Here is a 25,434-nt window from a genome sequence, read left to right as displayed (position 1 = left end):
CGGGCGCAAGTGAGATCACGGCCACCTGACGGCGGAGAGGTCCACCCGGCCGGAGCGCATCGGCACCCCCTCGGCGGCCAGCAGCTCCAGCTGCCGCGCCCGGACCGGTTCGGCGGCCGAGCCGTCGGCCCGCACCACCCGGTGCCAGGGGACCGCTCCTCCGCCCTGGGCGAGCGCGCGGGCGACCCGGCGCGGTCCGACGCCGACCAGCGTGCCGATCGCGCCGTAGGTGCTCACCCGGCCGGGCGGGATGCGCTCGACCGCGTCGAACACCGCTTCGTCGACGTCCAGCGCCGACGCGGAGGCGCCCGGGGGCGACGAGCCCCCGGGCGCCTCCCCGGTCACAGCTGGTAGTCGCTGTTCGTCTGCCACCACTCGTACAGCGCGGCGAGCTCGGCCTGGGTGCTGCCGGGCGCGACGGCGAAGCCCTCCACCAGGGCCTCGTCGTCGGTCCAGACGATGGCCACGACGCCGCTGGCCTGGTCGATGAGGCAGGCGGCCATGCCGGCGTTGGCCCCGAAGCTCCAGCCCTGGATGCCGGTGGTGGTGCTGCAGTCCTGGCCGTCGGCGATCTCGGTCAGCCCGGCGTCGGAGGCCTCGGCGAGGAAGACCTCGTCCAGGGTGGCCTTGTCCGGATAGAGGAAGAACTCGGCCTGCTGCGGGCCGGGCTGGGTCGTGCTGGCGCCGCACGCCACGTGCGCCAGGTCGCCGTCTCCCTGCAGCTCCTCCTCCTGGCAGTCGGTGAAGTCCGACGGGAGGATCGACAGCAGGTCGCCGTCCGGCGTCGGTGCGCTGGAGGAGGTGCTGCTCGTCGTCGGGCGGGAGCTGGTGCTCGACGACGTGCTGGCCGAGGTGGATGTCGCGTCGGCGTCCGCGGTCGCCGTGTCGTCGTCCCCGCCGAGCGTGACGAACAGGATGACGGCGAGGGCCACGACGGCCACCACCGCGGCGGCGATGCCGATGATCAGACCGCGCTTGGCGCCACCACCGCCACCCGGCTGCCCGGGCTGGCCATACGGGCCGGGTTGCTGGCCGAACTGCCCACCAGGCTGACCGGGCTGCCCGTAGGGGCCAGGCTGACCGGGCTGCCCCGGCGGGCCGAACTGGCCGGGCTGCTGGCCGGGCTGCTGGCCGGGCTGCCCGTACGGAGCACCACCCGGTCCGCCCTGGGGCTGCCCCCACCCACCCGGGCCGGAGGGCTGCCCACCGGGCTGCCCGTAGGGCTCCTGGCCCGACGGCGGCTGACTCATGCGGAACCTCCACATCGACGCGAAAACCGCCCGCAGCGTAGGTCGCGCACCGGTGCGGCCCTGTGACCGACCCGCCGCCGGGGCGGTGCAACCCTCAGCTCCGGCGCCCGAACCGGGCCAGCAGGCGGGTCTGCGGGGAGACGGCGGCCGGGGTGTCCAGGGGTGGGGCGAACAGCCCCGGCACGCCCCCGTCGGGCAGCCGCTCGGCGACGATCAGGGCGGCGGTGACCAGCACGGGGTCCAGGTCGGTGTCGCCGCCGGTGGCCCGGGCCAGGTCCCAGGAGTGGACGGTCAGGTCGGCGGTCATCTCCTCGATGTACTCGGCCGCGGGCGTGGGCCCGCGCGAGAGGTGAATCGTCCGCAGCAGCGCCTTCTCCTCGGCGAACGCGGCCAGCGCCGCGTCGGCCGCGGTCTCCCAGCCGGTGAGCGGGTCGTCGCCGAGGAGGTCGGCCGTGGCGTCGGGGAACCGACCGTCCACCAGGTCGGCCGGCTCGCCGGCCATCAGCGGGGCCACCCAGAGCGCCTCGCTCACGAGGTGTGCCACGAGGTCGGCCACCGTCCAGCCGGGCAGCGCCTCGTCGTCCCACTGCCCGGGTTCTACCGCGTCCACCCGGTCGGTGAAGGACGCCTGCGCGCGCTGGAACAGTTCCAACAGCTCCCTGGGAGCGAACTCCGGCATGGCGCCAGTAGACAGCGCGAGGGCCCGGGCCGCCCCCTGCGGGGAGCGACCCGGGCCCTCGGGTGACATGCTGGAGCGGCCCGCCGCGGCCCCGTCCCGAGGCCGGCCCCGCTGCAGGGTCCCGAGCCGAGCCTGCGAGGCGCGGGGGCAGCGGGGCCCTTCGACGAAGGGGGGGGTCCGTTCAGTAGGTGGGCAGCGCCTTGTCGATCCGCGTCGCCCACGCCGTCACGCCACCCTGGACGTGGACGGCGTCGGAGAAGCCGGCGTTCTTGATCGCGGCGAGTACCTCGGCCGAGCGGACGCCGGTCTTGCAGTGGAGCACGATCGGCTTGTCCTGCGGCAGCTGCGACAGCGCGCGGCCGGAGAGGATCTCGTCCTTGGGGATGAGCGTCGCGCCGGGGATCGAGACGATCTCGTACTCGTTGGGCTCCCGGACGTCGATCAGCTCGAAGTCCTTGCCGGCGTCCATCATGTCCTTGAGCTCGTCGACGGTGATCGTCGCGCCCGCCGCGGCCTCCTGGGCCTCGGTCGACACGACGCCGCAGAAGGTCTCGTAGTCGATCAGCCCGGTGATCGGCTCGGCCTCGGGGTCCTTGCGGACCCTGATCTCGCGGAAGGTCATCTCGAGGGCGTCGTAGACCATGAGCCGGCCGAGCAGCGTCTCACCGATGCCGGTGATCAGCTTGACCGCCTCGGTGGCCTGGATCGCGCCGACGGTCGCGCACAGCACGCCCAGCACGCCGCCCTCGGCGCAGGAGGGGACCATGCCGGGCGGCGGCGGCACCGGGTAGAGGTCGCGGTAGTTGGGCCCGTGCTCGTTCCAGAAGACCGAGACCTGGCCGTCGAAGCGGTAGATCGAGCCCCACACGTAGGGCTTGTTCAGCAGCACGCACGCGTCGTTGACCAGGTAGCGCGTGGCGAAGTTGTCGGTGCCGTCGACGATCAGGTCGTACTGGCCGAAGATCTCGAGGACGTTGTCGCTGTCCAGCCGCGTCTCGTGCAGGCGGACGTCGACGTACGGGTTGATCTCCTTGATCGAGTCGCGCGCGCTCTCGGCCTTGGACCGGCCCACGTCGGACTTGCCATGGATGATCTGCCGCTGCAGGTTCGACTCGTCGACCACGTCGAACTCGACGATGCCCAGCGTGCCGACGCCGGCCGCGGCCAGGTACATCAGCACGGGCGAGCCGAGGCCGCCGGCGCCGACGGCCAGCACCTTGGCGTTCTTCAGCCGCTTCTGCCCGTCCATCCCGACGTCCGGGATGATCAGGTGCCGGCTGTAGCGGCGGACCTCGTCGATCGAGAGATCGGCGGCGGGCTCCACCAGAGGTGGCAGGGACACGATGGCTCCTCAGTCACTCGACACGGCCCGGGACGCAGGCCGACGTTCGTCGGGACAACAGCGTGGCACGCAACGGGATTCCCGCGGACGCCGGCCGTCCGAGGAGCGGGAGCCGGAGGCTCCCCGCCGAGAGTGCGGGACCCGCTCAGCGCAGGCCGGGTACGGCCCGTGGCCGCGTGTCGGCCGACCGGACGATGTCAGGGATACGGCCAGGCGTTCTTGGCGCAGCCCTTGAGGCCGAGGGTCTGCTGCTGCATGACCGGGGCGGGCTGGCCGGGACCGGGGCACGCCTGGTGCCCGTTGCCGAGGGCATGGCCGACCTCGTGGTTGACCACGTACTGGCGGTAGGTGGCGATGTCGCCCTGGTAGTCGGGGACGGCGGTCTCCCAGCGGGCCAGGTTGATGACCGCACGCTCGCCGTAGCGGCAGGAGGTGTAGCCCCCGGTGCCGACCCCGGGGCAGTAGATCTCCATGTTGCCGGGGCTGACCAGGCTGACCTTGAACTCGTAGGCGCCGGCGGCGGCCTCGTCGGGCCCGACCCGCTGGAAGGCCAGCCGCCCGCTGCTACCCCACGAGCGCGGGTCCCCGAGCGTGGCCTCCACGGCCGCGGCGAAGGAGGCACCGTCGACGCCGATGCCGTCCTCGACCTCGACGACGAAGCGCTTCAGCGGCCCGCTCCCGTACACCCCGGAGGAGCCGGGCACGACCGAGACGGTGCCGGCGCCCTGCTGCACGAACGCCGGCTGCTCCTCGGGGGCCACCGGTGCGTCGATCGGGCCGGCGTCGACCTCCACGGCGTCCGACGGCTCGGGCGCGGCGGTGCCGGTCGGGGCGGCCGGACTGCTCGAGGCGGGCACGGGGGCGGCGGAGCCGGACGGCGTCGTCCGGGTGCCGCTGACGATGAGATCGGCCAGCGTGAGCAGCGTGGCCAGGGTCAGCAGCGGGATGGCGTAGGCCCGCCATCCCCAGCGGGCGACGAACCGGCGCGCGCGGCGGGGCCGCCGGCGCGGGGAGCCCGGCGGCCGGTGCCCGTGCACCGCAGCGCGTCGGCGGGCGAGCTCCGGCCGGGCGGCCTGGAGGTGGGCCGCAGCGTGCCGGGGCGGGAGATCCCGCGGCGGGGTGCGTCGCGCGCCGGGCGGCGGGACGTGCGGCGGGACGTGCGGCAGGCCACGGGGCGGTTCACCGGGGACCGGGCGGCGCCCCCCGGGTCGGCCCTCGCCCGGCGGTGCCGCCACGGGCGGCCTCCCGGCCGGTCGCTGCTCAGCCGGTCGCCCCCCCGGGGTCCGGACGGAGCGGGACGGCGGGCTCCCCGCCGCCCGTCCCGGCACCGCGTCCCGGCGGGGAGTGGCGTCCGCGGGGCTCACCGCGCCAGGCTCTCACGGCGACCGGCCTCCCATGGAGAACCGGACACGACGGCGCGTGGCGGCCGGTCGTCCCGCCAGGTGCTCAGGACGCGCGGGCCTCCGGACCGGTGACGGCCACCTCCCCGACGGCGTCCTCGGCCAGGGCGAGCACCGCCCGGGCGGTCGGCTCCGGGGCCTCCAGCATCGCCACGTGCCCGACCCCGTCGAGCATCAGCAGCCGCCCGTCGGGAACGGCGGCGGCCAGCCGCGGAGCCAGTGCCGGGTCGACCAGGCGGTCGCGGTCCCCCCAGACCACCAGCGTCGGCGGCTGCAGGGCGCGCGCCACGCGCCAGGCGTTGGCCGCACCGACCCGCAGGTAGGAGGTGATGAGCCCGCGCATGCTGCGGGTCAGCGCCCGCAGCGCCCACGGCTGGCCGGCTCGCTCACGCATCTCCTCCACCGCCTCGTCCAGCCGCTCCCTCGGCACCCGCCGCGGGTCGCCGAAGCACATCTGCACCATCCCGCGCACCTGCTGCTCCGGGGGCACCCCGGCCAGCCGCCGCTCGGCCAGCGCGGGCACCCCCGGCAGCAGGAGCAGCGGCAACTGCCGGCTGAAGACCGGCGGCACCCGGTAGACCGGCATGGCCGGCGAGACGAGGGTGAGCGAGGCGACGAGGTCCGGCCGCCGCGCGGCGACGAACAGCGAGGCCAGGCCGCCCAGGGAGTTGCCCAGCAGGTGCACCGGCCGGCCGGCCGCCTCCCCCGGCTCGGCGGCCACCCGCTCGAGGACGTCGACGACGGTCGCCACGTGCCCGCGCAGCGAGTAGGAGCCCCGGGCCGGCGGGTGCGAGCGCCCGAACCCGGGGAGGTCGAGCGCCCAGCCGTCGAAACGCACCGCGAGCAGGGCCGCGAGATCGGTCCAGTTCGTGGAGGCCCCGCCGAGGCCGTGGACGTAGAGGGCGCGCTCGCGCGGGGCGTCGTCCCCGGGCTCTCCGGGTGGGCCGCTCCAGGGGGTCCGGCGCACGAAGACCTGACCGCCGCGCCCCTTCACCAGCTCCCCGGGCCACGGCGGCGGCACCGTGTCCAGCGGCGGCAGCGGTGCCGTGGACAGCCGGGCGCGCGGGGCGGTCGCAGGTTCGGCGCCCGAGGCGCGGTCGACGGGGCGGGACGGCTCGGGCACCGCCCGACGGTAAGCCAGCCCCGGAACCAGCGCGCTTTCGGTGACCCGCCGGTAACATCGGGCGCGTCATGCAGCTGCCACAGTCCGCTCCCCCGCCCGCCCGGCGCTCCTCGCGGCTGCCGCGCAGCGCCCGGCGGTTGCAACTGCTGCAGGCGGCGCAGGAGGTGTTCGTCGCCCAGGGCTACCACGCCGCCGCGATGGACGACATCGCCGACCGTGCCGGGGTCAGCAAGCCGGTGCTCTACCAGCACTTCCCCGGCAAGCGGGAGCTCTACCTCGCGCTTCTCGAGCAGCAGGTCGGCGAGCTCACCGCCCGCGTACGGGAGGCCATGTCCGGCACCGACGACAACCGCACCCGCGTGAACGGCGCCGTGGGGGCCTACTTCGACTTCATCGACGCCGAGGGCGAGGCCTTCCGGCTGGTCTTCGAGTCCGATCTCCGCAACGACGACGAGGTGCGCGCGCTCGCCGACCGCGGCACGCGCGCCTGCGTCGAGGCGATCGCCGAGGTGATCGAGGTGGACACGGGGCTGGACCGCGAGCGGTCACTGCTGCTGGCCTCGGGTATGACCGGGCTGGCCGAGACCAGCGCCCGCTGGTGGTTGCCGCGCAAGGGGACCGTGTCCCGCGACGAGGCCGTGGCGCTCATGACCGCCCTGTCGTGGCGGGGCATCTCCCGTTTCCCGCGGGTCGAAGGCGAGCCCACCGCGGACTGACCGCGGTCGGCATTTCGCTGACGGCGCACCTGCACCGCAGATCGGCGGCCGTGTCGCTGCACTAGCGTGGAACCAGCCGCGCAACTCGAGGAGGCATCCCCCGTGGAAGTCAAGATCGGTGTCCAACACTCCCCCCGGGAGCTGGTCATCGACAGCCCCCAGACCCCCGACGAGATCGCTGCCGAGGTGACCAAGGCCATGTCCGGCGCCACCAAGGACAGCCTGCTGACCCTCGTCGACGACCGTGGCCGGCGGGTCCTGGTCCCCGTCGACCGCATCGCCTACGTGGAGATCGCCCAGGCCGACCAGCGCCGGGTCGGATTCATCGCCGGCTCCTGACGGCGACGCCAGACCTCGGCCCGACGGGGCGTCACCGCAGCGCGGGGGCGCCCCGTCGGCGCGTCAGGGGTTGAGGCCGAGCGTGCGCATCCGCTCGGTGTGCGCAGCGGTGATCCGCTCGACGAGCCGGCCGACCCCGGCCAGGTCACCGGTGCCCTGGATGATCAGCTGCGCCAGCTGGTCGCGCTCGGCGATGACCGCCTGCGACTGGGTGATCGCCTCGCCCACCAGCCGCCGTCCCCACAGGGCCAGCCGGCCGGCGACGCTGCGGTGCACCGCGATCGCGGCGCGGACCTCCCGCACGGCGAAGTCCGCGTGCCCGGTGTCGGCGAGCACGTCGAGGATCAGCGCGCGGTCCGGGTCCGGGAGGAAGGCGGCGATCTCCCGGTAGAAGTCGGCCGCCAGCCCGTCGCCGACGTACGCCTTGACCAGGCCCTCCAACCAGGTGCGCGGCCGGGTGATCTCGTGGAAGGCGTCGAGGGCCGCGACGAACGGCGTCATCGCCGCCGTCGGGTCGGCGCCCAGCTCGGTCAGCCGCGCGGCGAGCCGCTCGTGGTGGCCGATCTCCGCGGCGGCCATCCGCGCCAGCGCCGCCCGGCCGGCCAGCGTGGGGGCGAGCCGCGCGTCCTCGGCCAGGTGGTCGAACGCGGTCAGCTCGGCGTAGGCCAACACCCCCAGCAGGTCGACGACGGCGCGATTGTCGACCGAGGACACGGGCGGCTCCTGGGCTCTGCGGAACGGGACGCGCCGGCCCCCGGACGGGTACTCGGCACGCGGCGCACGGAGGCTAACCGGTGCGCACGCTAGAATGGGAATGAGTAGGCCGTTCGGTTTGCTTGTACATCTGTGCGCTGACGACCGCTGGAGACGACGCCCCGAGGGGCTTCCTCCCGGGCCGACACCCACGTGAGGCCCGGTTCCCTGCTGGCCGCGTCGGCGCTGGAACTGATCCCGCGACAACCGACCGGGACAGGCTCGACGCAGCGGATCCCGCCGCCGAGCGCCGTCCCCCCAGCAGACCAGAGGCGAGAGCACTGACCTCCACGAAGAACTCCACCCCCGACCTCGAGCACGCCGAGACCGGCGCGCCCGACCTCGAGCAGCTCGAGCAGGCCGCCCCCGAACTGGGCGGTGCCCCCGTGACCGAGGACGCGCCGCTGTTCAGCGACTTCGACGTCCACCCCGACGTCGTGGCCGCCCTGGCCGAGGTCGGCATCACCCGCACGTTCGCCATCCAGGAGCTCACGCTCCCGCTGGCGCTGGCCGGCAACGACCTGATCGGCCAGGCCCGCACCGGCACCGGCAAGACCCTCGGTTTCGGCGTCCCGCTGCTGCAGCGCGTCACCCCGCCGGCCGAGGGCGGCGACGGCGTGCCGCAGGCGCTGGTCGTCGTCCCCACCCGTGAGCTGTGCGTGCAGGTCGCCCGAGACCTGGCCACCGCCGGCAGCAAGCGGGGCATCCGCGTGCAGGCCATCTACGGCGGGCGCGCGTTCGAGCCACAGGTGCAGGCGCTGCAGAACGGCGTCGAGGTCGTCGTCGGCACGCCCGGCCGGCTGCTCGACCTGGCCCAGCAGGGTCACCTGATCCTGGGCAAGGTCAAGGTGCTCGTCCTCGACGAGGCCGACGAGATGCTCGACCTGGGCTTCCTGCCCGACATCGAGCGGATCCTGGCGATGGTGCCGGAGAAGCGGCAGACCATGCTGTTCTCCGCGACGATGCCCGGCCCGATCGTGACGCTGTCCCGGTCGTTCATGACCCAGCCGACGCACATCCGGGCCCACGGCAACGACGAGGGCTCGACGGTCCCCCAGACCACCCAGTTCATCTACCGGGCGCACAACCTGGACAAGCCCGAGCTGCTCTCGCGCGTGCTGCAGGCCCGCGACCGCGGTCTGGTCATGGTGTTCTGCCGCACCAAGCGGACCGCGCAGAAGGTCGCCGACGAGCTCGTCGAGCGTGGCTTCGCCGCCGCCGCCGTGCACGGCGACCTCGGGCAGGGCGCCCGCGAGCAGGCACTGCGCGCCTTCCGCAGCGGCAAGGTCGACGTCCTGGTCGCCACCGACGTCGCCGCCCGCGGCATCGACGTCACCGGCGTCAGCCACGTCGTGAACTACCAGTGCCCCGAGGACGAGAAGACCTACGTGCACCGGATCGGCCGCACCGGCCGCGCGGGCAGCACCGGCGTCGCCGTCACGCTCGTCGACTGGGACGACATCCCCCGCTGGCAGCTGATCAACAAGGCGCTCGACCTCGACTTCGCCGACCCGCCGGAGACGTACTCCACCTCGCCGTGGGTGTACAGCGACCTGGACGTGCCCGAGGGCGCGACCGGCCGGCTTCCCCGCTCGCAGCGCACCCGGGAGGGTCTGGACGCCGAGACGCTCGAGGACCTCGGCGAGACCGGCAAGCGCACCCGCTCCGGTGGGCACGGCCCCGCGCGGCAGGACGGCGACGAGCCGGCCCGCGACCGCAAGAGCCGCCCGCGCCGCCGCACCCGCGGCGGGGGTGCGGCCGCCGGGGGCGAGACCCCGGCCACCGCTCCCGCCGAGGCCGGCGAGACGGGCGAGACCGGCGAGGGCGCGGCCGCCCGGCCGCGCCGCCGCCGTCGCCGCCGCGGGGGCGCCAACCGCGGCTCGGCCGAGCCGGCCGCCTGATCCGCCCGGCCGCCGTGCTGCGCCTGCGCCGTCCGCCGCTGCGGGTGTGGGTCTGGACGGCGGCCACCCTCGTGCTGGTCGTCGTCGCCGCCCTGCTGTGGCGGGGCTCGGACGCGGCGGCCACCGAGAGCACCACCGCAGCGCCGGCCGGTGTCCCCGCGGGGACACCGGCCGGCGCCGTCTCCGCGGCGTGGACCGCGGACTCCACCAGCACCCCGGACGCCGCTCCCCGCGACACCGTGCACGACGGTCGCGTGGTGCTGGTCGAGGAGCGCGGCGTGCGCACCGTCGACGCGCTCACCGGCGCCGAGGCCTGGCGCTACATCCGGACCAACGCCCGTCTCTGCGACGCCACCGTCGTCGGCGGCCTGGTGGTGGCCGTGTTCCGGACCGCCGACCGCTGCGACGAGGCGGTCGCCCTCTCCGCGGCGACCGGGATGCGGTCCTGGACGCGCAACGTCAACTTCCGCACCGACATGACCCTGGCCAGCACCGACGGCATCGTGCTGGCCACCGGCCCCACCGGGGTGGTCACGCTGGACCCGGTCGGTGACAACATCCGCTGGCGCCAGCCCACCGGGGAGGGTTGCTCGCTCCTCGATTCCGGAGTGGGGCGCGCCGGCGTCGTCGTCCTGCAGCGCTGCGCCGGCGCGGCCGCCCTGCAGCTGCGGCTCTTCGACGGCTTCGAGGGCCGGCCGGTCTGGACCCGCGACGTGGCCGACCGGTCGGCGACGCTGGCCGGGGTCGACGGCGTGGTCACCGTCGCCGGGGCCGACGGGGTGCAGTTCCTCGCCGCTGCCGACGGCGCGCCACTGGGCTCGCTGCCGCCGGCGGCCACCGTGCGCACGACCGCCCTCGGGGACACCACCCTCGTCCTGGCCGACGGCACCCTGTCCGCCGTCGACCAGGCCACCGGCACTGTGCGCTGGGCGGTCCCGGCGCGCGGCCTGCCCGCGGCCGGCGCCAAGACGCTGCCCGACCGCTCGCCCGTGCCGGTGCCCGAGGGCGGCGGGTTCGTGCTGCGCGACCTGGCGACCGGCGCGGAGCTCGACCGCTGGTCCGCACCGGATCTCCCCTCCGGCGGACTGGCCCGGGTGGTGGGCCCCGCCGTCGTCCTGCAGCCGCCCGGCCGGGTGCTCGCCTACCGCTGAACCCCGAGGAGGACACGGATGCGCGGGTCGAGGTTCACTGTGGGCATGGTCATGCCCGGCGGCCCCGACACCCGCGTCCCCCTCTCCATCGCGCCGGACGACCTGCGGCAGCTCGCCGACCACGAGGCCGGCCACCGCACCTTCGCCGGCGGCGCCGGCCCCCTCACCGCCCTGGACACCGGGGGCGACGGCGCGCGCGGCACCGTCCTGCTGGTCGCCGGGTACACCGGCAGCAAGGAGGACTTCGCGCCGCTGCTCCGGCCGCTGTCCCGGGCCGGCTACCGCGTCGTCGCCCTCGACCAGCGGGGCCAGTTCGAGTCGCCCGGGCCCGAGGACCCGGGCCGCTACACGGTCGCCGAGCTCGGCGCCGACCTGGTCACCGTCGCCCGGCAGCTGGGCGCCGGCCCCTCCGGCGGCCTGCACCTGGTCGGGCACAGCTTCGGCGGGCTGGTCAGCCGTGCCGCGGTCCTGGCCGAGCCGGCGCTGTTCACCTCGCTGACCCTGCTCGGCTCGGGTCCCTCGCGGCTGGTCGGGCCGCGCGTGGAGCTGCTGGACCACCTGGCACCCCTGCTCGACGCCGGCGGGGTGCCCCTGGTGCACGAGACGCTCGAGCGGCTGGCCATGACCGACCCCAGTGGACAGGAGGTGCCGGCCCCCACCCGGGCCTTCCTGTCCCGCCGGTTCCTGGCCAACAGCGCGGCGGGGCTGCGCGGGATGGCCGATGCGATGACCGCCGAGCCCGACCGGGTCGCCGAGCTGGCCGCCACCGGCGTGCCCGTGCTGGTGGCGCACGGCGCCGCCGACGACGCCTGGACGCCGGCCGCGCAGGCCGAGATGGCGCAGCGGCTGGGTGCCCGCTACGAGGTCATCGCCGGGGCGATCCACTCCCCCGCGATCGAGAACCCGGCCCGCACGCTGGAGATCCTCCTGGCGTTCTGGTCGTCGGTGGCGCTGGGCTCCGACGACGGCCGGCACGCCTCGGCCCGGACATGACCTCCCGGCGGGACTGGACGCCGGAGGAGGACCTCCTCGGCTTCTTCGGTCCCGACAGCGTCACGTGGCGGGTGCACGCCGACCCGGTGTTCTCCGTCGGTGGGCTCCGGGCGCTGCTGCTGCAGGCGCTGCACCCGGTCGCGATGGACGGCGTCGCGACGTTCTCGGCGGGGTTCCGCACCGATCCCTGGCCGCGGCTGGCCCGCACCGCCGCCTACGTCGACACCCTGACGTTCGGCAGCCGGCGGGAGGCGATGCGGGCGGTGCGGCGGGTGCGCGGCCTCCACCGGCGGCTGGTCGGGGTCGAGCCGCGGGGCGGGCGCGCCTACCGGGTGGACGACCCGGACCTGCTGCTGTGGGTGCACTGCTGCGAGGTGGACTCGCTGCTCGACGTCGCCCGGCGGGCCGGGGTGCTGGCGGGCGACGTCGACGCCGACCGCTACGTGGCCGAGCAGGTGATCGCGGCGGTGCTCGTCGGGTGCACCGAGGACGACGTCCCGCGGACCGCCGCCGAGCTCGCGGCGTACCTCGAGGGCATGCGGCCCTCGCTCGTGGTGACGCCCGCGGCCCGGAACGCCTGCCGGCTCGTGCTGGTGCCCCCGATGCCGGCCTGGGTCCGCTTCCTCACCCCGGCCCAGCCGGCCTGGGGGACGCTGGCGGTGCTGGCGTTCGCGACCCTGCCGGGCTGGGCCCGGCGGATGTATGCGATGCCGGGCCTCGCGCTGACCGACGTCGCCGCGACGGCGGGGCTCCGGGCGTTCCGGCAGGCGATCCTCGCGCTCCCGCACCGGGCCCGCCGCTCCCCCATCGTCCGGGCGGGGTACGAGCGGGTGGCGGCCGGGCTCAGCGCGTGACCGGCTGGTCCAGCTCGCGGCCGGCGGCCGCCAGGACCACCGCGCGGACGCGGTCGAGCGAGGCCGATCGCAGCCGCCACTGCTGCCAGTGCAGGACGACGTCGACGTCGCCGGCCGGATCGATGACGGCGAGGTCGCCCTCCCGCCCGCGGACCTGCTGGTCGGGCAGCATGCCCCAGCCGAGACCGAGGGCGACGGCGGTGAGGTAGTCCGCGGACGCGGGCACGTAGTGCATCGGCGGCTCCCCCGGCGGGATGCCCCGGCGACGCAGATAGTCGTGCTGCAGGTCGTCCTTGCGGTCGAACACCACGACCGGCGCGCGCGCCAGCGCCTCGGCCGTCGGCCCGTCGGGCAGCCACCGGGCGGCGAACCCGGGCGCGGCCATCGGCCGGTAGCGCATCGCACCCAGCCGGGTGGACGTGCACCCGGGGACCGGGTCGGCCTCCGCGGTGACCGCCGCCATGACGGTGCCCGCGCGCAGCAGGGCGCTGGTGTGCTCCTGGTCCTCCCGGTGCAGGTCGAAGCAGAACTCGGCCGACAGCGGGGCGAGCGCGGGTAGCACCCAGGTGGCCAGCGAGTCGGCGTTGACCGCGATCGGCAGGCTCGGCCGCCCCTCGGCGGACCCGGCACCACCGAGCTCGCGGGCGGCGTCGGCGCTGAGCAGCTCGACCTGGCGGGCCAACCGCAGCACCGCCTGCCCGGACTCGGTGACCTGCACCGGCCTGGTCCGCACGAGCAGCACCCGGCCGGTGGCGATCTCCAGCCCGCGCAGCCGCTGGCTGATCGCCGACGGGGTGACGCGCAGCGCGCGGGCCGCCGCCTCGAGGGTGCCCTCGCGCACGGTGGCGTCCAGCGCCCGCAACTGACCCAGGTCCAGCTCCATGCAGAAATGCTAATGATCGGTTCGAAACTTGAGCTGGACCGTTGGTGCGCCGCTTCCTACCGTCGAGACCGTGCCCGACGCCCCCGCCCTGCTGGCCGCCGCCTCCGGGGTGGCGCTGGGGCTGGGCCTGATCGTCGCGATCGGTGCGCAGAACGCGTTCGTGCTGCGACAGGGGCTGCGCGTGGAGCACGTGACCGCCGTGGTGGCGGTCTGCGCCCTGTCCGACCTGGCACTGATCGCGGCCGGCGTGCTCGGCGCGGGAGCAGCGCTGGGGCGGGTGCCGCTGCTGATCCCGGTCGTGTGCATCGCCGGGGCGGCGTTCCTGCTCGGCTACGGCCTGCTCGCCGCCCGCCGGGCGCTGCGGCCGGGCGCACTGCTGCCGGAGGCCGGCGGCGTCCGGGCCGGGCTCGCGGCGACCGTCGGCACCTGCCTGGCGTTGACCTGGCTCAACCCGCACGTCTACCTCGACACCGTGGTGCTGCTCGGCTCGATGGCCTCGACCTACGGTGCGCACCGCTGGGAGTTCGCCGCCGGGGCCGGGGCGGCCAGCGTCGCCTGGTTCACCGGGCTGGGCTATGGCGCGCGCCTGCTGCGCCCGGTGTTCGCCCGGCCGGCGGCCTGGCGGGTGCTCGACGGCGGGATCGCCGCCGTCATGGCCGCGCTCGGCGTCTCGCTCGCCGTCCGCGGGCTCACCGGCGGCTGACCGCCCGGGTCAGCCGTCGTCCTCGGCGAGGAAGCTCCAGGTCTCCCGCGGCGGCGTGGCCGCCTGCCCGGTCGGGCAGCTGGGCCGGAAGTCGCACCAGCCGCACTGGCGGCCCGGTGCGGCCGGGAAGGCGACGTCCGGGTCCTCCCCGGCGTCCCGCGCGGCGGTGGCGGCACCGATGTCCGCGGCGACGTCCTCGGCCCGGCGGACGTGGTTGGCCAGCGACCGCTCGGTGTGCTCGAACGCGGCGACGGTGCCGCTGGGCAGGTGGTGCAGCTCCACCCGGCTGCACGGCCGTCGCAGCGTCCGGCGCACGCCGAGCACGTAGGCGGCCAGCGCGGGTGAGCCGCGGGCCTCGTCGTCGGTGCTGACCGCGCGGCCGGTCTTGTAGTCGACGATCACCAGCTCGTCGCCGCGCTGGTCGATGCGGTCGATCCGGCCCGACAGCGCCAGCCGCTCGGTGGTGGCGGCCACCTGGCGCTCCGTGCCGACCGGCTCGTCGGTGGGGTCGAGGCCGGCCACGTAGTCGGTGATCCAGCCGGCGGCCCGGGCGCGCCAGCGGTCGGCCTGCTCGGCGTCGCGGAACCCGGCCGTCGACCAGTGCGAGTAGAGCAGCTGCCGGGCGGCCCCCGGCGTGCGCCGGCCGACCGGCAGCTCCCACCACGAGCGCAGCGCGGCGTGCACCGCGGCCCCGACGGAGTTGTGCGCCCAGGCCGGCCCCCGGGGTGGCGCCGGCCGGTCGACGTAGGCGTACCGGTACCGGCGCGGACAGTCGGCGAAGGTGGCCAGCTTGCTGGGCGTGGCGGCGAACAGCCGCCGCGGCATGCCGGGCAGGTCCAGCTGGGCATCCTGCTGGCGGGGGGCCATGCCGGCCACGCTATCCGGCGGCGCTGACGGCATCGGGACGGTCCTGGAAGGGCGCGCTGCCGGTGCCGCGGGCCAGCAGCTCCGCGAGCTGGTCCGGCGCGGTGGTGCAGGCGCCGATCGGCGTCGTCTTGTTGGTGCCGTGGTAGTCGCTGGAGCCGGTGACGAGCAGGCCGAGGTCGCGCGCCAGGCCGCGCAGGTGCGCGCGCTCCTGCTCGTCGTGGTCGGGGTGGTCCACCTCGAGGCCGAGCAGCCCGGCCTCGGTCATGGCCGCGATCGCCTCGTCACCGACGACGCGGCCGCGCCGGGTGGCCAGCCCGTGCGCGAACACCGGGACACCGCCGGCCGCCCGGACCAGGGCGATGCCGGCGAGCACGTCGGTGTCGGCCTTGGCCACGTAGTGGGGGCTGCGGTGGTGCAGGAGCGTGGCGAAGGCGTGGTCGACCGAGTCGACCACGCCGGCCTCGACGAGGGCGCGCGCCACGTGCGGGCGGCCCACGACCCCACCGCCGGACCGGGCGACGATCTCCTCCCAGACCACGGGATAGCCCGCCTCCGCGAGGCTCAGGGCGATGCGCTCGCCCCGGCCGAGGCGCTCGGCGCGCAACCGGGCCCGCTCGGCGGCGAACTGCGGGTGTTCGGGGTCGAACAGGTAGGCCAGCAGGTGCACGCTGATCGGCGGCGCGTCGTCGGGCAACCACCGGCAGGACAGCTCCATGCCGGGGATCACGGTGAGCCCGGCGGGCCGGGCCCGCTCGGCGGCGGCCCAGCCGGCCGTCGTGTCGTGGTCGGTGAGCGCGACGACGTCCAGTCCCGCCGCCCGCGCCGTCGCCAGGAGCTCGGCCGGGGTCTCGGTGCCGTCGGAGACCGACGAGTGGGTGTGGAGGTCGATCCGCATCAGCGTCCAGCCTCCCGCACCCGCCGCCCGGCCACCCGTCGGGCCCCGGGCCGCCGCGCGGGCAGCGGCGGGATCGGCTCGGTGTCCCGGCGTCCGGCGGATGGGGCCGCGCGGGAAGGCTCGGGGGTGCCCTCGTCGTCCCCCGCGTCGGCGCCGTCCGGGCCGAACAGCAGGCCGCTGACCCGCCGGTACAGCAGATCCGCCTGCGGCAGGTAGGTGATCTCCGACAGGGCCTGCTGCTGACCGGCCGACTCGAAGCGGAAGGTGCCGTAGCCCAGGAGCTGCCCGAGCAGCGTCTCCTTGTACGTGAGGTCGGTGATCCGGCGCAGCGGCAGCAGGGCGACCGTCCGGACGACGATGCCACTGGTCAGCAGCACCCGGCGGTTGGTCACGATGAAGTGCCGCATCCACCACTCGCCGGCCCGCACGCCCAGGTGGACCAGCGCGCCGGCGACCAGCAGGAACCCGACCGTGGCCAGGACCCGGTTGTCGGGGTCGAGCAGCAGCAGCCCGCCGCCGCCCACCAGGACGGGGAGCGACTTCAGGGCGGGCCCGATGAGCACCGCCCAGTGCCGGCGGGTGGCGACCACCGGCGGGTGCTCGTGCGCGAGCAGGTACTTGTCGGCGTCCTTGCTCCACCGCGGCCGGCGGCCGGGCGCCGGCCGGGCGCCGGTCGGGGTCGTCACGCCGCCGCTAGATGAGCGACCCGACGAAGTTCGCCAGCGAGGATGCGGCGTCGCCCAGGGCCTGACCGGCGTTGCGGACGATCTCCGCGGAGCTCTCCGGAGCCTGGATCACGTAGAAGACGACGAAGGCGACGACCAGCCAGGTGAGCACCTTCTTCAGGTTCACCATCACCTCCGCGGTGCGTGTCGGTAGGCGTGCGGACGGGTCACCCGCACGGCGAGCACCATGGGTAACACACGTCCCAGGGTCGTCCTCCGCGGACACGCCGCTGCGTTACGGACCGATCCGGTCCCGGCGGTCACCGTCCGGGCAGCAGGTGCTCGCTGGGGGGGCCCAGCGGAAGGTCGGGGTAGAGCCGCTCGCGCAGATCGAGCAGTTCCAGCTGCTCGGCCAGCAGCCAGGCCGCCGACATGGGCCACATGACCAGCCACAACCACACGCCGTAGGCCTCCCCCACGAACGCGGCCCGGTCGCGGGAGGTGGGGACCGCCCACAGCGGCGCATGCTGGCCGGCGGCCTCCACCTCGGTCGAGGACGGGCCGCTGATGACGTCCCCGGGATCCAGGCCGGGCAGGCCCGCGTACCCGCAGCCCACGCCGGTGCCCGGCTCCTCGGCGACGAGCACCAGCTCGGCCGAGCCCCCCAGCGGAGCCGGCCCGGCGCAGTCGACGACGATCGCGCGGGCGCCCGGCTCGCCGCCCCAGGCCAGGCCGGTCACCGACCAGCCCAACGGCATCGGGTCCGGCACCCAGGCCGGCACGCGGGCATCCGCGGTCACCGCCGCGATGGCGTCGTGGGCGACCAGCAGCGTGTGGTGCAGCGGCGTCACCGCGCCGTGCACGTGGCACCAGGCCTGGCCCGAGTTCCCGGGCCGGACGACCAGCCGCTCGCCGCAGCGGGGGCAGACCGTGGTGGCAGTCATCGGGGATCACCGTCCTGTGACCGGCGGGGTTCGTCAAGCGCTGGACGCGGCACGGTGCGCCCCTGCGTAGCGTGCCCGGCATGGCACCCGATCCGGCCGCCGCCGACCGGCACCCTCCGGTGGTCGCCTGCGTCGGGGCCGTGGTGCACGACGCCCAGGGCCGGCTGCTGCTGATCCGCCGTGCGCACGAGCCGAGCCGGGGGCTGTGGTCGGTGCCGGGCGGCCGGGTGGAGCCGGGCGAGGCACTGACCGCGGCGGTCGAGCGGGAGGTCCGGGAGGAGACCGGCCTGGCGGTGCGGGCCGGTGCCTCGGTGGGCCGCGTGTGGATCCCGGGCGCGGGCGTGGTCTACGACGTCGTCGACTTCACCTGCACCCTGCTGGATCCCGGCGCCGAGCCGGTGGCCGGGGACGACGCCGACGCGGTCGTCTTCGCCGACGCGGCCGAGCTGGCGCGCCTGACCTGCACGCCGCGGCTGCTGGAGACGCTGCGGGGCTGGGGCGTGCTGCCGGGGTGAGCACGGCCGGCCGCGCGCCCCGCCGGTGTCAGCTGCGCGGCGCGGGCTCCGGGCGACCGGGCTGCTCCCCGCCGCGGGCCTCGCCGTAGGAGCGCTTGGGCACCATCACCTTGCGCCGGAAGATGCAGACGACGGTGCCGTCCTGCTTGTAGCCGATGGTCTCCACGTGCACGACGCCCCGGTCGTCCTTCGACTTGGACTCGGTCTTGTCCAGGACGGTGGTCTCGCCGTAGATGGTGTCGCCGTGGAAGGTCGGCGCCACATGCCGCAGCGACTCGATCTCCAGGTTGGCGATGGCCTTGCCGGAGACGTCCGGCACGCTCATGCCGAGCAGCAGCGAGTAGATGTAGTTGCCGACGACGACGTTCTTGCCGAAGTCGGTGGTCTCCGCCGCGTAGTGGGTGTCCAGGTGCAGCGGGTGATGGTTCATCGTGATGAGGCAGAACAGGTGGTCGTCGTACTCGGTGACGGTCTTGCCGGGCCAGTGCTTGTAGACGGCCCCGACCTCGAACTCCTCGTAGTACCGACCGAACTGCATGTGCGCGCTCCCCGATGTCGACGCTGACGACGGGACACGGACGACCACGAGCACGGGCCCACGGACGACGCGGCAGGCCAGTTGCCCACCACGCGGCGTCGGTGACCCATCTGGACGGGCGCCGATCCTACGATGCCCCGGTGGTCCCGGCTCCTCCAGCACATGACACCGAGGAGCCCGGTGTCCTGACGCTCTCCTCCACCGCCCGCCGGATCCGGCTGGCCGCCTCCGCGGTCGTGCTGGCCCTGCTCCTCGGCGGCACGGTCTGGGGCAACGACTCGGAGTTCCCGTTCGGCCCGTTCCGGATGTACGCGACGCGCGCCGATCCCGACGCGCCGGTGGTGTCGACCCGTGTCGTGGGCCTGACCGCCGTCGGCGAGGAGGTCCGGCTCTCCGGCGGCGAGGTCGGGTTGCGCCGCGCCGAGTTCGAGGGGCAGCTGCCCAGGCTGGTGGAGGAACCGCAGCTGCTGGCACTGCTCGCCGAGGCCTACGCCGAGCGCCACCCCGGCGCCGAAGGCCTGGTGGAGGTGCGGGTGGTGCAGCGCCGCTACCAGCTGGAGGACGGGCGACGCACCGGCGAGGTCACCGACAGCGTCCTCGTCCAGCAGGATCTGGGAACGACCCCGTGAGCGGCACGCCGTCCTCCGGTGCGCCGGCGACCGACGTGGCCGGTGCACCGTCTGCCCGCCGGCACGGCTGGTGGTTCCGGCCCGTCCCGCTGGCGCGCATCGCGGTCTTCCGGACGATCGCCTACCTGTTCGTCCCCGTCGACGTCTTCCTGACGACGGCCTGGGTGCGGGCGCACGCCGCCGTCCCGACCGAGTACTACCAGCCGCTGACCATCGGGCAACTGCTGCCGCTGCCCACCCCGACCGCCACGGTGGTGCACGTCGTCCAGTGGGCCCTGGTACTCGCCGCGCTGGCGGCGGCCACCGGGCGGGCGCCCCGCCTGCTCGGCACCGCGGTGTTCCTCCTCTACTTCGAGTGGATGGTCATCGCGATGAGCTACGGGAAGGTGGATCACGACCGGATCGCCTATCTCGTCGCGCTCGCGGTGCTGCCGACGATCGGGCGGGCGCGCTGGCGGGACCGGCGCTCGTCGGAGGCCGCCGGCTGGGCCATGGCGGTGGTGCTGGTCACCGTCATGCTGACCTACTTCCTCGCCGCCTGGGCGAAGATCCGCTTCGGCGGCTGGGACTGGGCCACCGGCTCGACGCTGACCCGCGCGATCGTGCGCCGCGGCACCGTGTTCTCGGACTGGACCCTCGAGGTGCCGGGCCTGCTGGCCGCCGCGCAGTGGGCGATGCTGGCCCTGGAGTTCGCGGCACCGCTGATGCTGCTGGTCTGGTCGGCCCGCGCACGCATCGCCCTCGTGGTGTTCCTGCTCGGCTTCCACGTGATGGTCTTCGCCGGCGTGTCGATCATCTTCCTGCCGCACTGCGTGGCGATCCTGTCGATCGTGCCGTGGGAGCGGGTGCCCGGCGCGGCCCGCCGGCTGCGGAACCGGCCGGGCCGGCGGCCGGGGAACGCCGCGCAACCCGCCGGCGCCGCGTCGCCGGACTGACCAGCGGCACGGCCCCGCGCCTGCCGCCACGCGCGGCGATGGCGTCGTCCTCCGACGTCCTCCTGCGCTACGCCCCCACCCGCTCCTCGAACCACCAGACCGGTGCCCGCTCAGCGGAAGCTCGCGCTGATCCGCGCCGCCACGTCCGCCTCGTGCTGCTGGTAGGACACGGCCACGCCGCTGAGCAGTCCGCCCATGCCGGTGAGCGCGTCGCTGACCCCCTGCGCACTCAGCCGCCACTGCTCGTAGAGCTCGGTGAACTGCACGGCGGCCTGGCTGTCGGTCCAGCTCTCGAGCACCGAGGCGTTGACGCTGCTCGACAGGGTGGCCTGCCGTGCCGCGGTGTCGGCCGCCTCGGCACGGCACCGGTCGGCCATGGACTGCAGGGTGGCGATGTCGACCTTCACGGGTCCTCCTCCGACCGGGTCCTTCCCGGTCGCGGCGAACGCTAGGGTGCCGGCCGCAGCACGTCGTACGTGTGTCCACAACGGGGCCGTCCGTCCACAGATCCCGCCCGCGGGCCCCGGCGCCCCGAGCGGACCCGCAGGGTCGGCCCGTGCATCCCCGCTCCGGAGCCGTTCCGCACCCTCGCCGCTGCTGGACCGTCGTCACCGCCCCCCGCACCGTCGACGTGGAGGTGGCGGCGCGGGACGACGCCACCCTGGGCTCGGTGCTCCCGGTCCTCGCCACCGCGCTGGGGAGCGCCGCCACCGACCTGTGGTCGGGATCCACCCGGCTCTCCGGCGAGATGCGGCTGGACGATCCGGCGCTGGCGCACGGCGCGGTCCTGGGATGGGGCCGGCCGGCACCGCGCCGCCGCGCGGACGGGGCGAGCGCACTGGAGCTCCACGTCCTCGGCGGCCCGGACGCGGGCACCGTCCTGCCGCTGGGCACGGGCCGGCACGTGATCGGGCGCGGCGCGGAGGCCGACGTCGAACTGGACGATCCGGATGTCTCGCGCCGGCACGCGCTCGTCGAGGTCGGGGCCGGCGGTATCACCGTCCGCGATCTGGGCTCCACCAACGGCAGCCGACTCGACGGTGCCGAGCTCGGCACCATCCCCCGGGAGTGGCCGGCCGGCGCGGTGCTGCGGCTGGGCACCAGTGCCCTGGCCACCAGCGGCCCCGCGGGGATCAGCGCGGTGGCCCGGCCGGCACCGGGTGGTCGTCTCTCGTTGCGACCGCCACCCCGCATGGTGGCCGGGCGCACGGAGGTCGAGGTCCGGTTCCCCGCGGCCCCGGCTCCGCCACCGCGCCGGCGGCTCGCCTGGGTCGCGGTGGCCCTGCCCGCGGTCGCCGGGGTGACCATGGCCTGGCTCCTGGGCTCCCCGCACTTCCTGTTCTTCGCACTGCTGAGCCCGGTGGTCGCCGTGGGCACCTGGCTCTCCGACCGGTGGTCGGGACGGCGCACCGGCCGGCGCACCGCCGCCGAGCACGCCGCCGCGCTGCGCGAGGCCCAGACGCGCGTGACCGACGCGGTCCGCGCCGACGTCCGCGCGAGGGAGGCGGCGTCTCCCGACCTGGCCGCGGTCGGAACCGCGGCACGGCGTCGGTCGGTCGCCGTCTGGCAGCGGCGCCGGGGGGATGCCGACGTGCTCGCCGTCCGCGTCGGCACGGGTCCCGGCGTGTCGAGCGTGACTCGCGTGGCGGCCGACGGGGGGCGGGCCCGGGAACCGGCCGACCACCTCCCGGTCGCGGTGGAGCTGGCCGCGACCGGTGGGCTCGGGGTCACGGGTCCCCGCTCCCTGGCGGTGGGGGTCCTCGCCGGCGTCGTCGCGCAGCTGACGGCCCTGCACGCGCCCGGTGACGTCGATCTGGTGCTGGTCACGACCGCCGAACGACTGCCCGACTGGGCGTGGCTCCGCTGGCTCCCGCACGTGGCCCCGGGCAACGTGCACCCCCTTCCCGTCGCCCCGGACGCGGCAGCGTCGTCGGAGGCCGCGCTCGCCCGGCTGCGGGCGCTGCTGGCGGCACGAAGGACGACCGGAGAACGGCATCCGGGCCAGGACGGCGGTCCGGGCTGGCTGGTCGTCGTGGTCGACGGACCGGAAGACCCACGGCTGCTCGCAGCACTGCGGGAGGCCCGCCCGGCGGGCGTGATCGCCCTCGCGCCGGGCGCCTCACCCGAGCGGCTGCCGGTTGCGGTCGACGCCGTGCTGACCCTGGCGGGCGAGACGGGTGGCACCGCCACCCTGACCCGGGCGGGGGCCGCCGACCAGCCCGACATCGTGGTCGACCGGCTGCCGGCGCGGGTCGCCGACAGCCTCGCCCGGGACCTGGCGGCCCTCACCCCGGAAGTCGTCGGCGCGGCGCTGCCGCGGCGCGTGCGCCTGCTCGAGCTGCCGGCGTCAGGCACGCACATCGGGCCCGACGGCACCGCGGCCGGCGCCTGGTCGCGGTCCCGCACCTCCCTCGTCGCGACGCTGGGCCGCACCACCGACGGCACCGCGGAGATCGACCTGGTCCGGCACGGCCCGCACGCGCTGGTGGCCGGCACGACCGGCGCCGGCAAGTCCGAGCTGCTGCAGACGCTGATCGCCGGCCTCGCGCTCCGCCACCCGCCGGACCGCTGCTCGTTCCTCCTCGTCGACTACAAGGGCGGTGCCGCGTTCGCCGAGGCAGCCGGGCTCCCCCACACCGTCGGGCTGCTGACCGACCTGGACGGGGCCACGACCGCCCGTGCGCTGCGCTCCCTGACCGCCGAGCTCACCCGGCGGGAGGCGTTGCTCGCCGCGCACGGGGCCCCGGACCTCGGCGCACTGCCCGACACGGTCGAGCTCGCCCGGCTGGTCATCGTCGTGGACGAGTTCGCCGGGCTGACCGAAGAGCTGCCCTCGTTCGTGTCCGGCCTGGTCGGCATCGCCCAGCGGGGCCGCTCGCTCGGCGTGCACCTGGTCCTCGCCACGCAACGACCCAGCGGCGTCGTCTCCCCCGAGATCAGAGCCAACTGCACGCTGCGCATCTGCCTGCGCACCACGGACGAAGCCGACTCGCGGGACGTGCTGGGCACCCCGCACGCGGCGTTCCTCCCGACCGACGTCCCCGGGCGGGCCTACCTGCGTGCCGGCAGCGGCGGCCCGGTGCCGCTGCAGGTCGCCCGGGTGGCCGGCAGCCCGCCGGTCGAGCGCGAGCGGGCCCCGCAGGTCCGCCCCTGGCGCTGGCCGCACCCCCCGGAGCCGGCCTCGTCGACGCCCCCTCGCCCCGGCACCACGGACCTCGCCCGGCTCACGGCCGCCCTCGCCCGGCGCGCCGAGGAGGAGCGCATCCCGCGACCGCACCGGCCCTGGCGCCCCGCGCTGCCGGACCGCATCCGGGCGGAGGATCTGGCCCGGGCGACCCCACCCGGCCCGGAGGCGGGGGGACGCGCTGATGCGGGAGGGCGCCTGACGCTCGGGCTGCTGGACCGGCCCGACACCCAGAGCCAGGAGCCGCTGGCACTGGACCTGGCGCGCGGCGGCGGCTGGCTAGCCGTCGGCGGGGCCCGCAGCGGCCGGACGACGTTCCTGCGCACGGCGCTGGCCGAGGCCGTGACCGCGGTCCCGCCCGACCGGCTGCACGTGCACGTCCTCGACCACGGAGGGGGCGCGCTGGCGACCGCAGCTGCCCCGCTGCCGCACACCGGCACCGTCGTCGGGAGCGACGACCCGCTCCGGACGGTGCGCCTGCTGGACCGGTTGGCGCAGGAAGTGACCGCCCGGCGCGCGGGGACGAGGACGGACCGCCCACCGTCCCTGCTCCTGCTCGTCGACGGCGTGGAGGCGCTGTGCACCCAGCTCGACGAGGTCGACCCCGGCCGCGGCTCGGCAGCCCTGCTGCGGCTGGTTCGCGAGGGTGCGGCAGCCGGGCTGACCTGCCTGCTCACCGCCGACCGCGCGGTTCCGGGTGGGCGGTTGGCGAACGCGGTCGACCGGCGGCTGGTGCTGCCGCTCCCCGACCGCGCCGACTACGCCATCGCGGGCGTCCCGGCGGGCCTGGTACCCGGCCACCGCCCGCCCGGCCGTGCGCTGGTGGGCGAGCATGCCCGGGAGTGCCAGCTCGCGCTACCTCGCCCGCTGACCGCCGTCTCGTCTCCCCTCGAGGGCACGGTGGGCCGTGCCCGGCCCCTGACCATCCCCGAGCTGCCGCCCGATCCCGCGCTCCCCCTGCCCCGGTCCACGCCCCGCTCCTCGCTCCCGAGCCGGGCGCTGCACCTGCCGCTGGGCCCGGGGGGCGACGACGGATCGGTGCTGGAGGTCGACCTGTCCCGCGCGGGAGGGCTGCTGGTCGTCGGCCCGCCGGGCAGCGGCCGCAGCACCGCCCTCGGGTCCTTCGCCCGGCACCTGGCGGCCCTGGGGGTCCCGGTGTGCCGGCTGGTCCGGAGCCTGCCCCCGCCTGCAGCCGGAGACGACGCGTCGGCCACCACCTGGCTGACCGGCGCCGACGTCGTCGGCTGGCAGGCGTGGCTCGCTGCGCGCGCCGGCGGACCGGCCGTGGTCGTCGCCGACGACCACGGCGCCCTCACCGAGTCGCCGGTCCTCACCGCAGGCAGCGCCGGAGAGCCCCCGGACGACCTGCTGTTCCTGGTCGCGGGAACGGCGGCCGAGCTGGCCGGCGCCTACCGCGGACCGGTCAGCGCACTCCGGCGACGCCGCAGCGGACTACTGCTCTGCCCCGGGCCGGTGGACGCGGACCTGCTCGGTATCCGGTTGCCCCGGACGCCGGTGCCGACCCGTCCGGGCTCGGGATGGCTGGTCACCGGCGGCGTGCCGCAGCGGGTGCAGGTCGCCCGCCGGCAGGCCACCCCGGCCCCGCAGGGCGACCGATCGGCGGCACCGGTCCGATGAGCCGGCCCGGCCATGCTCACAGTCAGAGCAGCTCGAGGACCGTGCCGATCTCCTGGGTGGCGTACCAGGCGAGCTCGTGCCCCTCGGCCTGATCCACCACGAACTGCGCGTCGTCGCTGCCCAGGTCCGCCTCGAGCACGACATTGACCGCGGAGCGCACGTCGTCCTCGGCGTCGGCACCGTCGATGTGTGCGCTGGCGACGTCCCGCAGCTCGATGTCCCCGGTCACCCGGACGGCGCCGTGATCGGCGTCCGGGTCGTCGACCTCGGCGACGGCGGAGTCGGGCACGTCGGCGGCCACCACCACGCGGCGCCGGGCGGCGGTCGGGTCCACGTCGATCAGCCGCAGGCTCGCCCGCGCCGCGCCGAGCAGGGCGGCGTACTCCAGTTCCTCGCTGTCGGCCTCCGCGTCACTGGCCGCGTAGAACTCGCGCAACCGGGGGGTGACGGCGAAGGCGGTGAGCGGCCCGGCCAGGCGACCCTCGTCCACGAGGGTCCGCAGCACGGCCGTCGTCGCAGGCACATAGACACGCACCG

General features: G+C 75.7%; 27 protein-coding genes. 11 read left to right on the top strand and 16 right to left on the bottom strand.

Translation table 11 applies throughout. From position 1 onward, the window contains the following. Window positions 1-15: 15 nt before the first annotated feature. From BMZ50_RS19860 to BMZ50_RS19835, 6 genes are all read right to left on the bottom strand, one after another. Window positions 16-345 carry an MGMT family protein gene (locus BMZ50_RS19860; protein WP_091328704.1) on the bottom strand — a complete coding sequence of 110 codons (330 nt, stop codon included), beginning with the start codon at window positions 343-345 and terminating at the stop codon, window positions 16-18. Continuing rightward, complete coding sequence (locus tag BMZ50_RS19855) at window positions 342-1,250, bottom strand: hypothetical protein (RefSeq protein ID WP_091328702.1); 909 nt, start codon at window positions 1,248-1,250, stop codon at window positions 342-344. The genes BMZ50_RS19860 and BMZ50_RS19855 overlap by 4 nt, the downstream gene beginning before the upstream one ends. 94 nt (window positions 1,251-1,344) lie before the next feature. Further along, a complete protein-coding gene (locus BMZ50_RS19850) occupies window positions 1,345-1,929 on the bottom strand; it encodes a TIGR03086 family metal-binding protein (RefSeq protein ID WP_091328700.1) in 585 nt (194 codons plus the stop codon). Between the two features lie 181 nt (window positions 1,930-2,110). Continuing rightward, window positions 2,111-3,271: an adenylyltransferase/sulfurtransferase MoeZ gene (moeZ, locus tag BMZ50_RS19845; RefSeq protein WP_091328698.1), complete on the bottom strand. Its 1,161-nt coding sequence runs from the start codon at window positions 3,269-3,271 to the stop codon at window positions 2,111-2,113. Window positions 3,272-3,468: 197 nt separating this feature from the next. Continuing rightward, entirely contained in the window at window positions 3,469-4,308 is an 840-nt protein-coding gene (locus tag BMZ50_RS19840) for a DUF3152 domain-containing protein (protein ID WP_245753758.1), read from the bottom strand. A 409-nt stretch (window positions 4,309-4,717) separates the two neighbouring features. After that, window positions 4,718-5,794 carry an alpha/beta fold hydrolase gene (locus BMZ50_RS19835; RefSeq protein ID WP_091328696.1) on the bottom strand — a complete coding sequence of 359 codons (1,077 nt, stop codon included), beginning with the start codon at window positions 5,792-5,794 and terminating at the stop codon, window positions 4,718-4,720. A gap of 68 nt (window positions 5,795-5,862) precedes the next feature. Between BMZ50_RS19835 and BMZ50_RS19830 the strand changes: the two genes are divergently transcribed. Further along, a complete protein-coding gene (locus BMZ50_RS19830; RefSeq protein ID WP_091328694.1) occupies window positions 5,863-6,510 on the top strand; it encodes a TetR/AcrR family transcriptional regulator in 648 nt (215 codons plus the stop codon). Between the two features lie 102 nt (window positions 6,511-6,612). Further along, window positions 6,613-6,849: a DUF3107 domain-containing protein gene (locus BMZ50_RS19825; RefSeq protein ID WP_091328692.1), complete on the top strand. Its 237-nt coding sequence runs from the start codon at window positions 6,613-6,615 to the stop codon at window positions 6,847-6,849. A 63-nt stretch (window positions 6,850-6,912) separates the two neighbouring features. On the opposite strand, the gene BMZ50_RS19820 is transcribed toward BMZ50_RS19825, so the two are convergent. Further along, window positions 6,913-7,563 (bottom strand): ferritin-like fold-containing protein, encoded by a 651-nt coding sequence (locus tag BMZ50_RS19820; RefSeq protein WP_091328690.1) that lies wholly within the window; start codon window positions 7,561-7,563, stop codon window positions 6,913-6,915. Between the two features lie 425 nt (window positions 7,564-7,988). Between BMZ50_RS19820 and BMZ50_RS19815 the strand changes: the two genes are divergently transcribed. The 4 genes from BMZ50_RS19815 to BMZ50_RS19800 are packed head-to-tail and all read left to right on the top strand — an operon-like array spanning window position 7,989 to window position 12,501. Further along, window positions 7,989-9,503: a DEAD/DEAH box helicase gene (locus BMZ50_RS19815; RefSeq protein WP_091328687.1), complete on the top strand. Its 1,515-nt coding sequence runs from the start codon at window positions 7,989-7,991 to the stop codon at window positions 9,501-9,503. Between the two features lie 14 nt (window positions 9,504-9,517). Further along, on the top strand, window positions 9,518-10,654 hold the full coding sequence (locus tag BMZ50_RS19810) for an outer membrane protein assembly factor BamB family protein (RefSeq protein ID WP_245753757.1): 1,137 nt from the start codon (window positions 9,518-9,520) through the stop codon (window positions 10,652-10,654). An 18-nt stretch (window positions 10,655-10,672) separates the two neighbouring features. Beyond that, window positions 10,673-11,647, top strand: a complete 975-nt coding sequence (locus BMZ50_RS19805) for an alpha/beta fold hydrolase (protein ID WP_245753756.1) — start codon at window positions 10,673-10,675, stop codon at window positions 11,645-11,647. Further along, complete coding sequence (locus BMZ50_RS19800) at window positions 11,644-12,501, top strand: oxygenase MpaB family protein (protein ID WP_091328685.1); 858 nt, start codon at window positions 11,644-11,646, stop codon at window positions 12,499-12,501. Before BMZ50_RS19805 ends, BMZ50_RS19800 begins: the two co-directional genes overlap by 4 nt. On the opposite strand, the gene BMZ50_RS19795 is transcribed toward BMZ50_RS19800, so the two are convergent. Further along, window positions 12,491-13,384: a LysR family transcriptional regulator ArgP gene (locus BMZ50_RS19795; RefSeq protein ID WP_091328683.1), complete on the bottom strand. Its 894-nt coding sequence runs from the start codon at window positions 13,382-13,384 to the stop codon at window positions 12,491-12,493. The genes BMZ50_RS19800 and BMZ50_RS19795 overlap by 11 nt on opposite strands. A 70-nt stretch (window positions 13,385-13,454) precedes the next feature. Between BMZ50_RS19795 and BMZ50_RS19790 the strand changes: the two genes are divergently transcribed. Further along, window positions 13,455-14,087, top strand: a complete 633-nt coding sequence (locus BMZ50_RS19790; RefSeq protein ID WP_091328681.1) for a LysE/ArgO family amino acid transporter — start codon at window positions 13,455-13,457, stop codon at window positions 14,085-14,087. 9 nt (window positions 14,088-14,096) lie between these two features. Here the strand turns inward: BMZ50_RS19790 and BMZ50_RS19785 are convergent, their stop codons facing one another. From BMZ50_RS19785 to BMZ50_RS19770, 5 genes are all read right to left on the bottom strand, one after another. After that, complete coding sequence (locus tag BMZ50_RS19785) at window positions 14,097-14,954, bottom strand: RecB family exonuclease (protein WP_245753755.1); 858 nt, start codon at window positions 14,952-14,954, stop codon at window positions 14,097-14,099. Window positions 14,955-14,964: 10 nt separating this feature from the next. Further along, window positions 14,965-15,849, bottom strand: coding sequence for a PHP domain-containing protein (locus BMZ50_RS19780; protein ID WP_091328680.1), 885 nt, complete (start codon window positions 15,847-15,849; stop codon window positions 14,965-14,967). Continuing rightward, window positions 15,849-16,535, bottom strand: a complete 687-nt coding sequence (locus tag BMZ50_RS19775) for a PH domain-containing protein (protein WP_091328678.1) — start codon at window positions 16,533-16,535, stop codon at window positions 15,849-15,851. The genes BMZ50_RS19780 and BMZ50_RS19775 overlap by 1 nt, the downstream gene beginning before the upstream one ends. A 7-nt stretch (window positions 16,536-16,542) precedes the next feature. Continuing rightward, window positions 16,543-16,704, bottom strand: coding sequence for a hypothetical protein (locus BMZ50_RS24385; RefSeq protein ID WP_177212900.1), 162 nt, complete (start codon window positions 16,702-16,704; stop codon window positions 16,543-16,545). Window positions 16,705-16,834: 130 nt separating this feature from the next. After that, window positions 16,835-17,458, bottom strand: a complete 624-nt coding sequence (locus tag BMZ50_RS19770) for a DUF6758 family protein (RefSeq protein WP_091328676.1) — start codon at window positions 17,456-17,458, stop codon at window positions 16,835-16,837. Between the two features lie 80 nt (window positions 17,459-17,538). Between BMZ50_RS19770 and BMZ50_RS19765 the strand changes: the two genes are divergently transcribed. Then, window positions 17,539-17,973 carry an NUDIX domain-containing protein gene (locus BMZ50_RS19765; RefSeq protein ID WP_091328674.1) on the top strand — a complete coding sequence of 145 codons (435 nt, stop codon included), beginning with the start codon at window positions 17,539-17,541 and terminating at the stop codon, window positions 17,971-17,973. 28 nt (window positions 17,974-18,001) lie between these two features. Here the strand turns inward: BMZ50_RS19765 and BMZ50_RS19760 are convergent, their stop codons facing one another. Then, a complete protein-coding gene (locus BMZ50_RS19760; RefSeq protein ID WP_091328672.1) occupies window positions 18,002-18,511 on the bottom strand; it encodes a MaoC family dehydratase in 510 nt (169 codons plus the stop codon). 140 nt (window positions 18,512-18,651) lie between these two features. Between BMZ50_RS19760 and BMZ50_RS19755 the strand changes: the two genes are divergently transcribed. Together BMZ50_RS19755 and BMZ50_RS19750 are read left to right on the top strand one after the other, a co-directional pair. Next, window positions 18,652-19,140, top strand: a complete 489-nt coding sequence (locus BMZ50_RS19755; RefSeq protein WP_245753754.1) for a hypothetical protein — start codon at window positions 18,652-18,654, stop codon at window positions 19,138-19,140. Then, complete coding sequence (locus BMZ50_RS19750) at window positions 19,137-20,075, top strand: HTTM domain-containing protein (protein WP_245753753.1); 939 nt, start codon at window positions 19,137-19,139, stop codon at window positions 20,073-20,075. Before BMZ50_RS19755 ends, BMZ50_RS19750 begins: the two co-directional genes overlap by 4 nt. A gap of 110 nt (window positions 20,076-20,185) precedes the next feature. Here BMZ50_RS19750 and BMZ50_RS19745 read toward each other — a convergent pair whose 3' ends face one another. After that, entirely contained in the window at window positions 20,186-20,482 is a 297-nt protein-coding gene (locus tag BMZ50_RS19745) for a WXG100 family type VII secretion target (RefSeq protein WP_091328668.1), read from the bottom strand. A 149-nt stretch (window positions 20,483-20,631) separates the two neighbouring features. Here BMZ50_RS19745 and BMZ50_RS19740 point away from each other — a divergent pair, with 149 nt between their 5' ends. After that, window positions 20,632-24,897, top strand: coding sequence for an FtsK/SpoIIIE domain-containing protein (locus tag BMZ50_RS19740; protein WP_091328666.1), 4,266 nt, complete (start codon window positions 20,632-20,634; stop codon window positions 24,895-24,897). Window positions 24,898-24,919: 22 nt separating this feature from the next. Here BMZ50_RS19740 and BMZ50_RS19735 read toward each other — a convergent pair whose 3' ends face one another. Then, a complete protein-coding gene (locus BMZ50_RS19735; RefSeq protein ID WP_091328664.1) occupies window positions 24,920-25,432 on the bottom strand; it encodes a DUF6912 family protein in 513 nt (170 codons plus the stop codon). Between the last annotated feature and the right edge of the window lie 2 nt (window positions 25,433-25,434).

The sequence above is a fragment of the Geodermatophilus ruber genome, assembly GCF_900114385.1.
In the GTDB taxonomy this organism is placed as follows: domain Bacteria; phylum Actinomycetota; class Actinomycetes; order Mycobacteriales; family Geodermatophilaceae; genus Geodermatophilus; species Geodermatophilus ruber.
Note: the sequence above shows the minus strand (reverse complement) of the source record. Positions and strands in the feature narration are given on the sequence as shown.

Bases quoted from the DNA above. Each gene is read 5' to 3' on its own strand.
- BMZ50_RS19800 (WP_091328685.1), top strand. From the start codon at position 11,644: ATGACCTCCCGGCGGGACTGGACGCCGGAGGAGGACCTCCTCGGCTTC.
- BMZ50_RS19770 (WP_091328676.1), bottom strand. From the start codon at position 17,458: ATGACTGCCACCACGGTCTGCCCCCGCTGCGGCGAGCGGCTGGTCGTC.
- BMZ50_RS19780 (WP_091328680.1), bottom strand. From the start codon at position 15,849: ATGCGGATCGACCTCCACACCCACTCGTCGGTCTCCGACGGCACCGAG.
- BMZ50_RS19855 (WP_091328702.1), bottom strand. From the start codon at position 1,250: ATGAGTCAGCCGCCGTCGGGCCAGGAGCCCTACGGGCAGCCCGGTGGG.
- BMZ50_RS19795 (WP_091328683.1), bottom strand. From the start codon at position 13,384: ATGGAGCTGGACCTGGGTCAGTTGCGGGCGCTGGACGCCACCGTGCGC.
- BMZ50_RS19850 (WP_091328700.1), bottom strand. From the start codon at position 1,929: ATGCCGGAGTTCGCTCCCAGGGAGCTGTTGGAACTGTTCCAGCGCGCG.
- BMZ50_RS19785 (WP_245753755.1), bottom strand. From the start codon at position 14,954: ATGGCCCCCCGCCAGCAGGATGCCCAGCTGGACCTGCCCGGCATGCCG.
- BMZ50_RS19760 (WP_091328672.1), bottom strand. From the start codon at position 18,511: ATGCAGTTCGGTCGGTACTACGAGGAGTTCGAGGTCGGGGCCGTCTAC.
- BMZ50_RS24385 (WP_177212900.1), bottom strand. From the start codon at position 16,704: ATGGTGAACCTGAAGAAGGTGCTCACCTGGCTGGTCGTCGCCTTCGTC.
- BMZ50_RS19830 (WP_091328694.1), top strand. From the start codon at position 5,863: ATGCAGCTGCCACAGTCCGCTCCCCCGCCCGCCCGGCGCTCCTCGCGG.
- BMZ50_RS19805 (WP_245753756.1), top strand. From the start codon at position 10,673: ATGCGCGGGTCGAGGTTCACTGTGGGCATGGTCATGCCCGGCGGCCCC.
- BMZ50_RS19765 (WP_091328674.1), top strand. From the start codon at position 17,539: ATGGCACCCGATCCGGCCGCCGCCGACCGGCACCCTCCGGTGGTCGCC.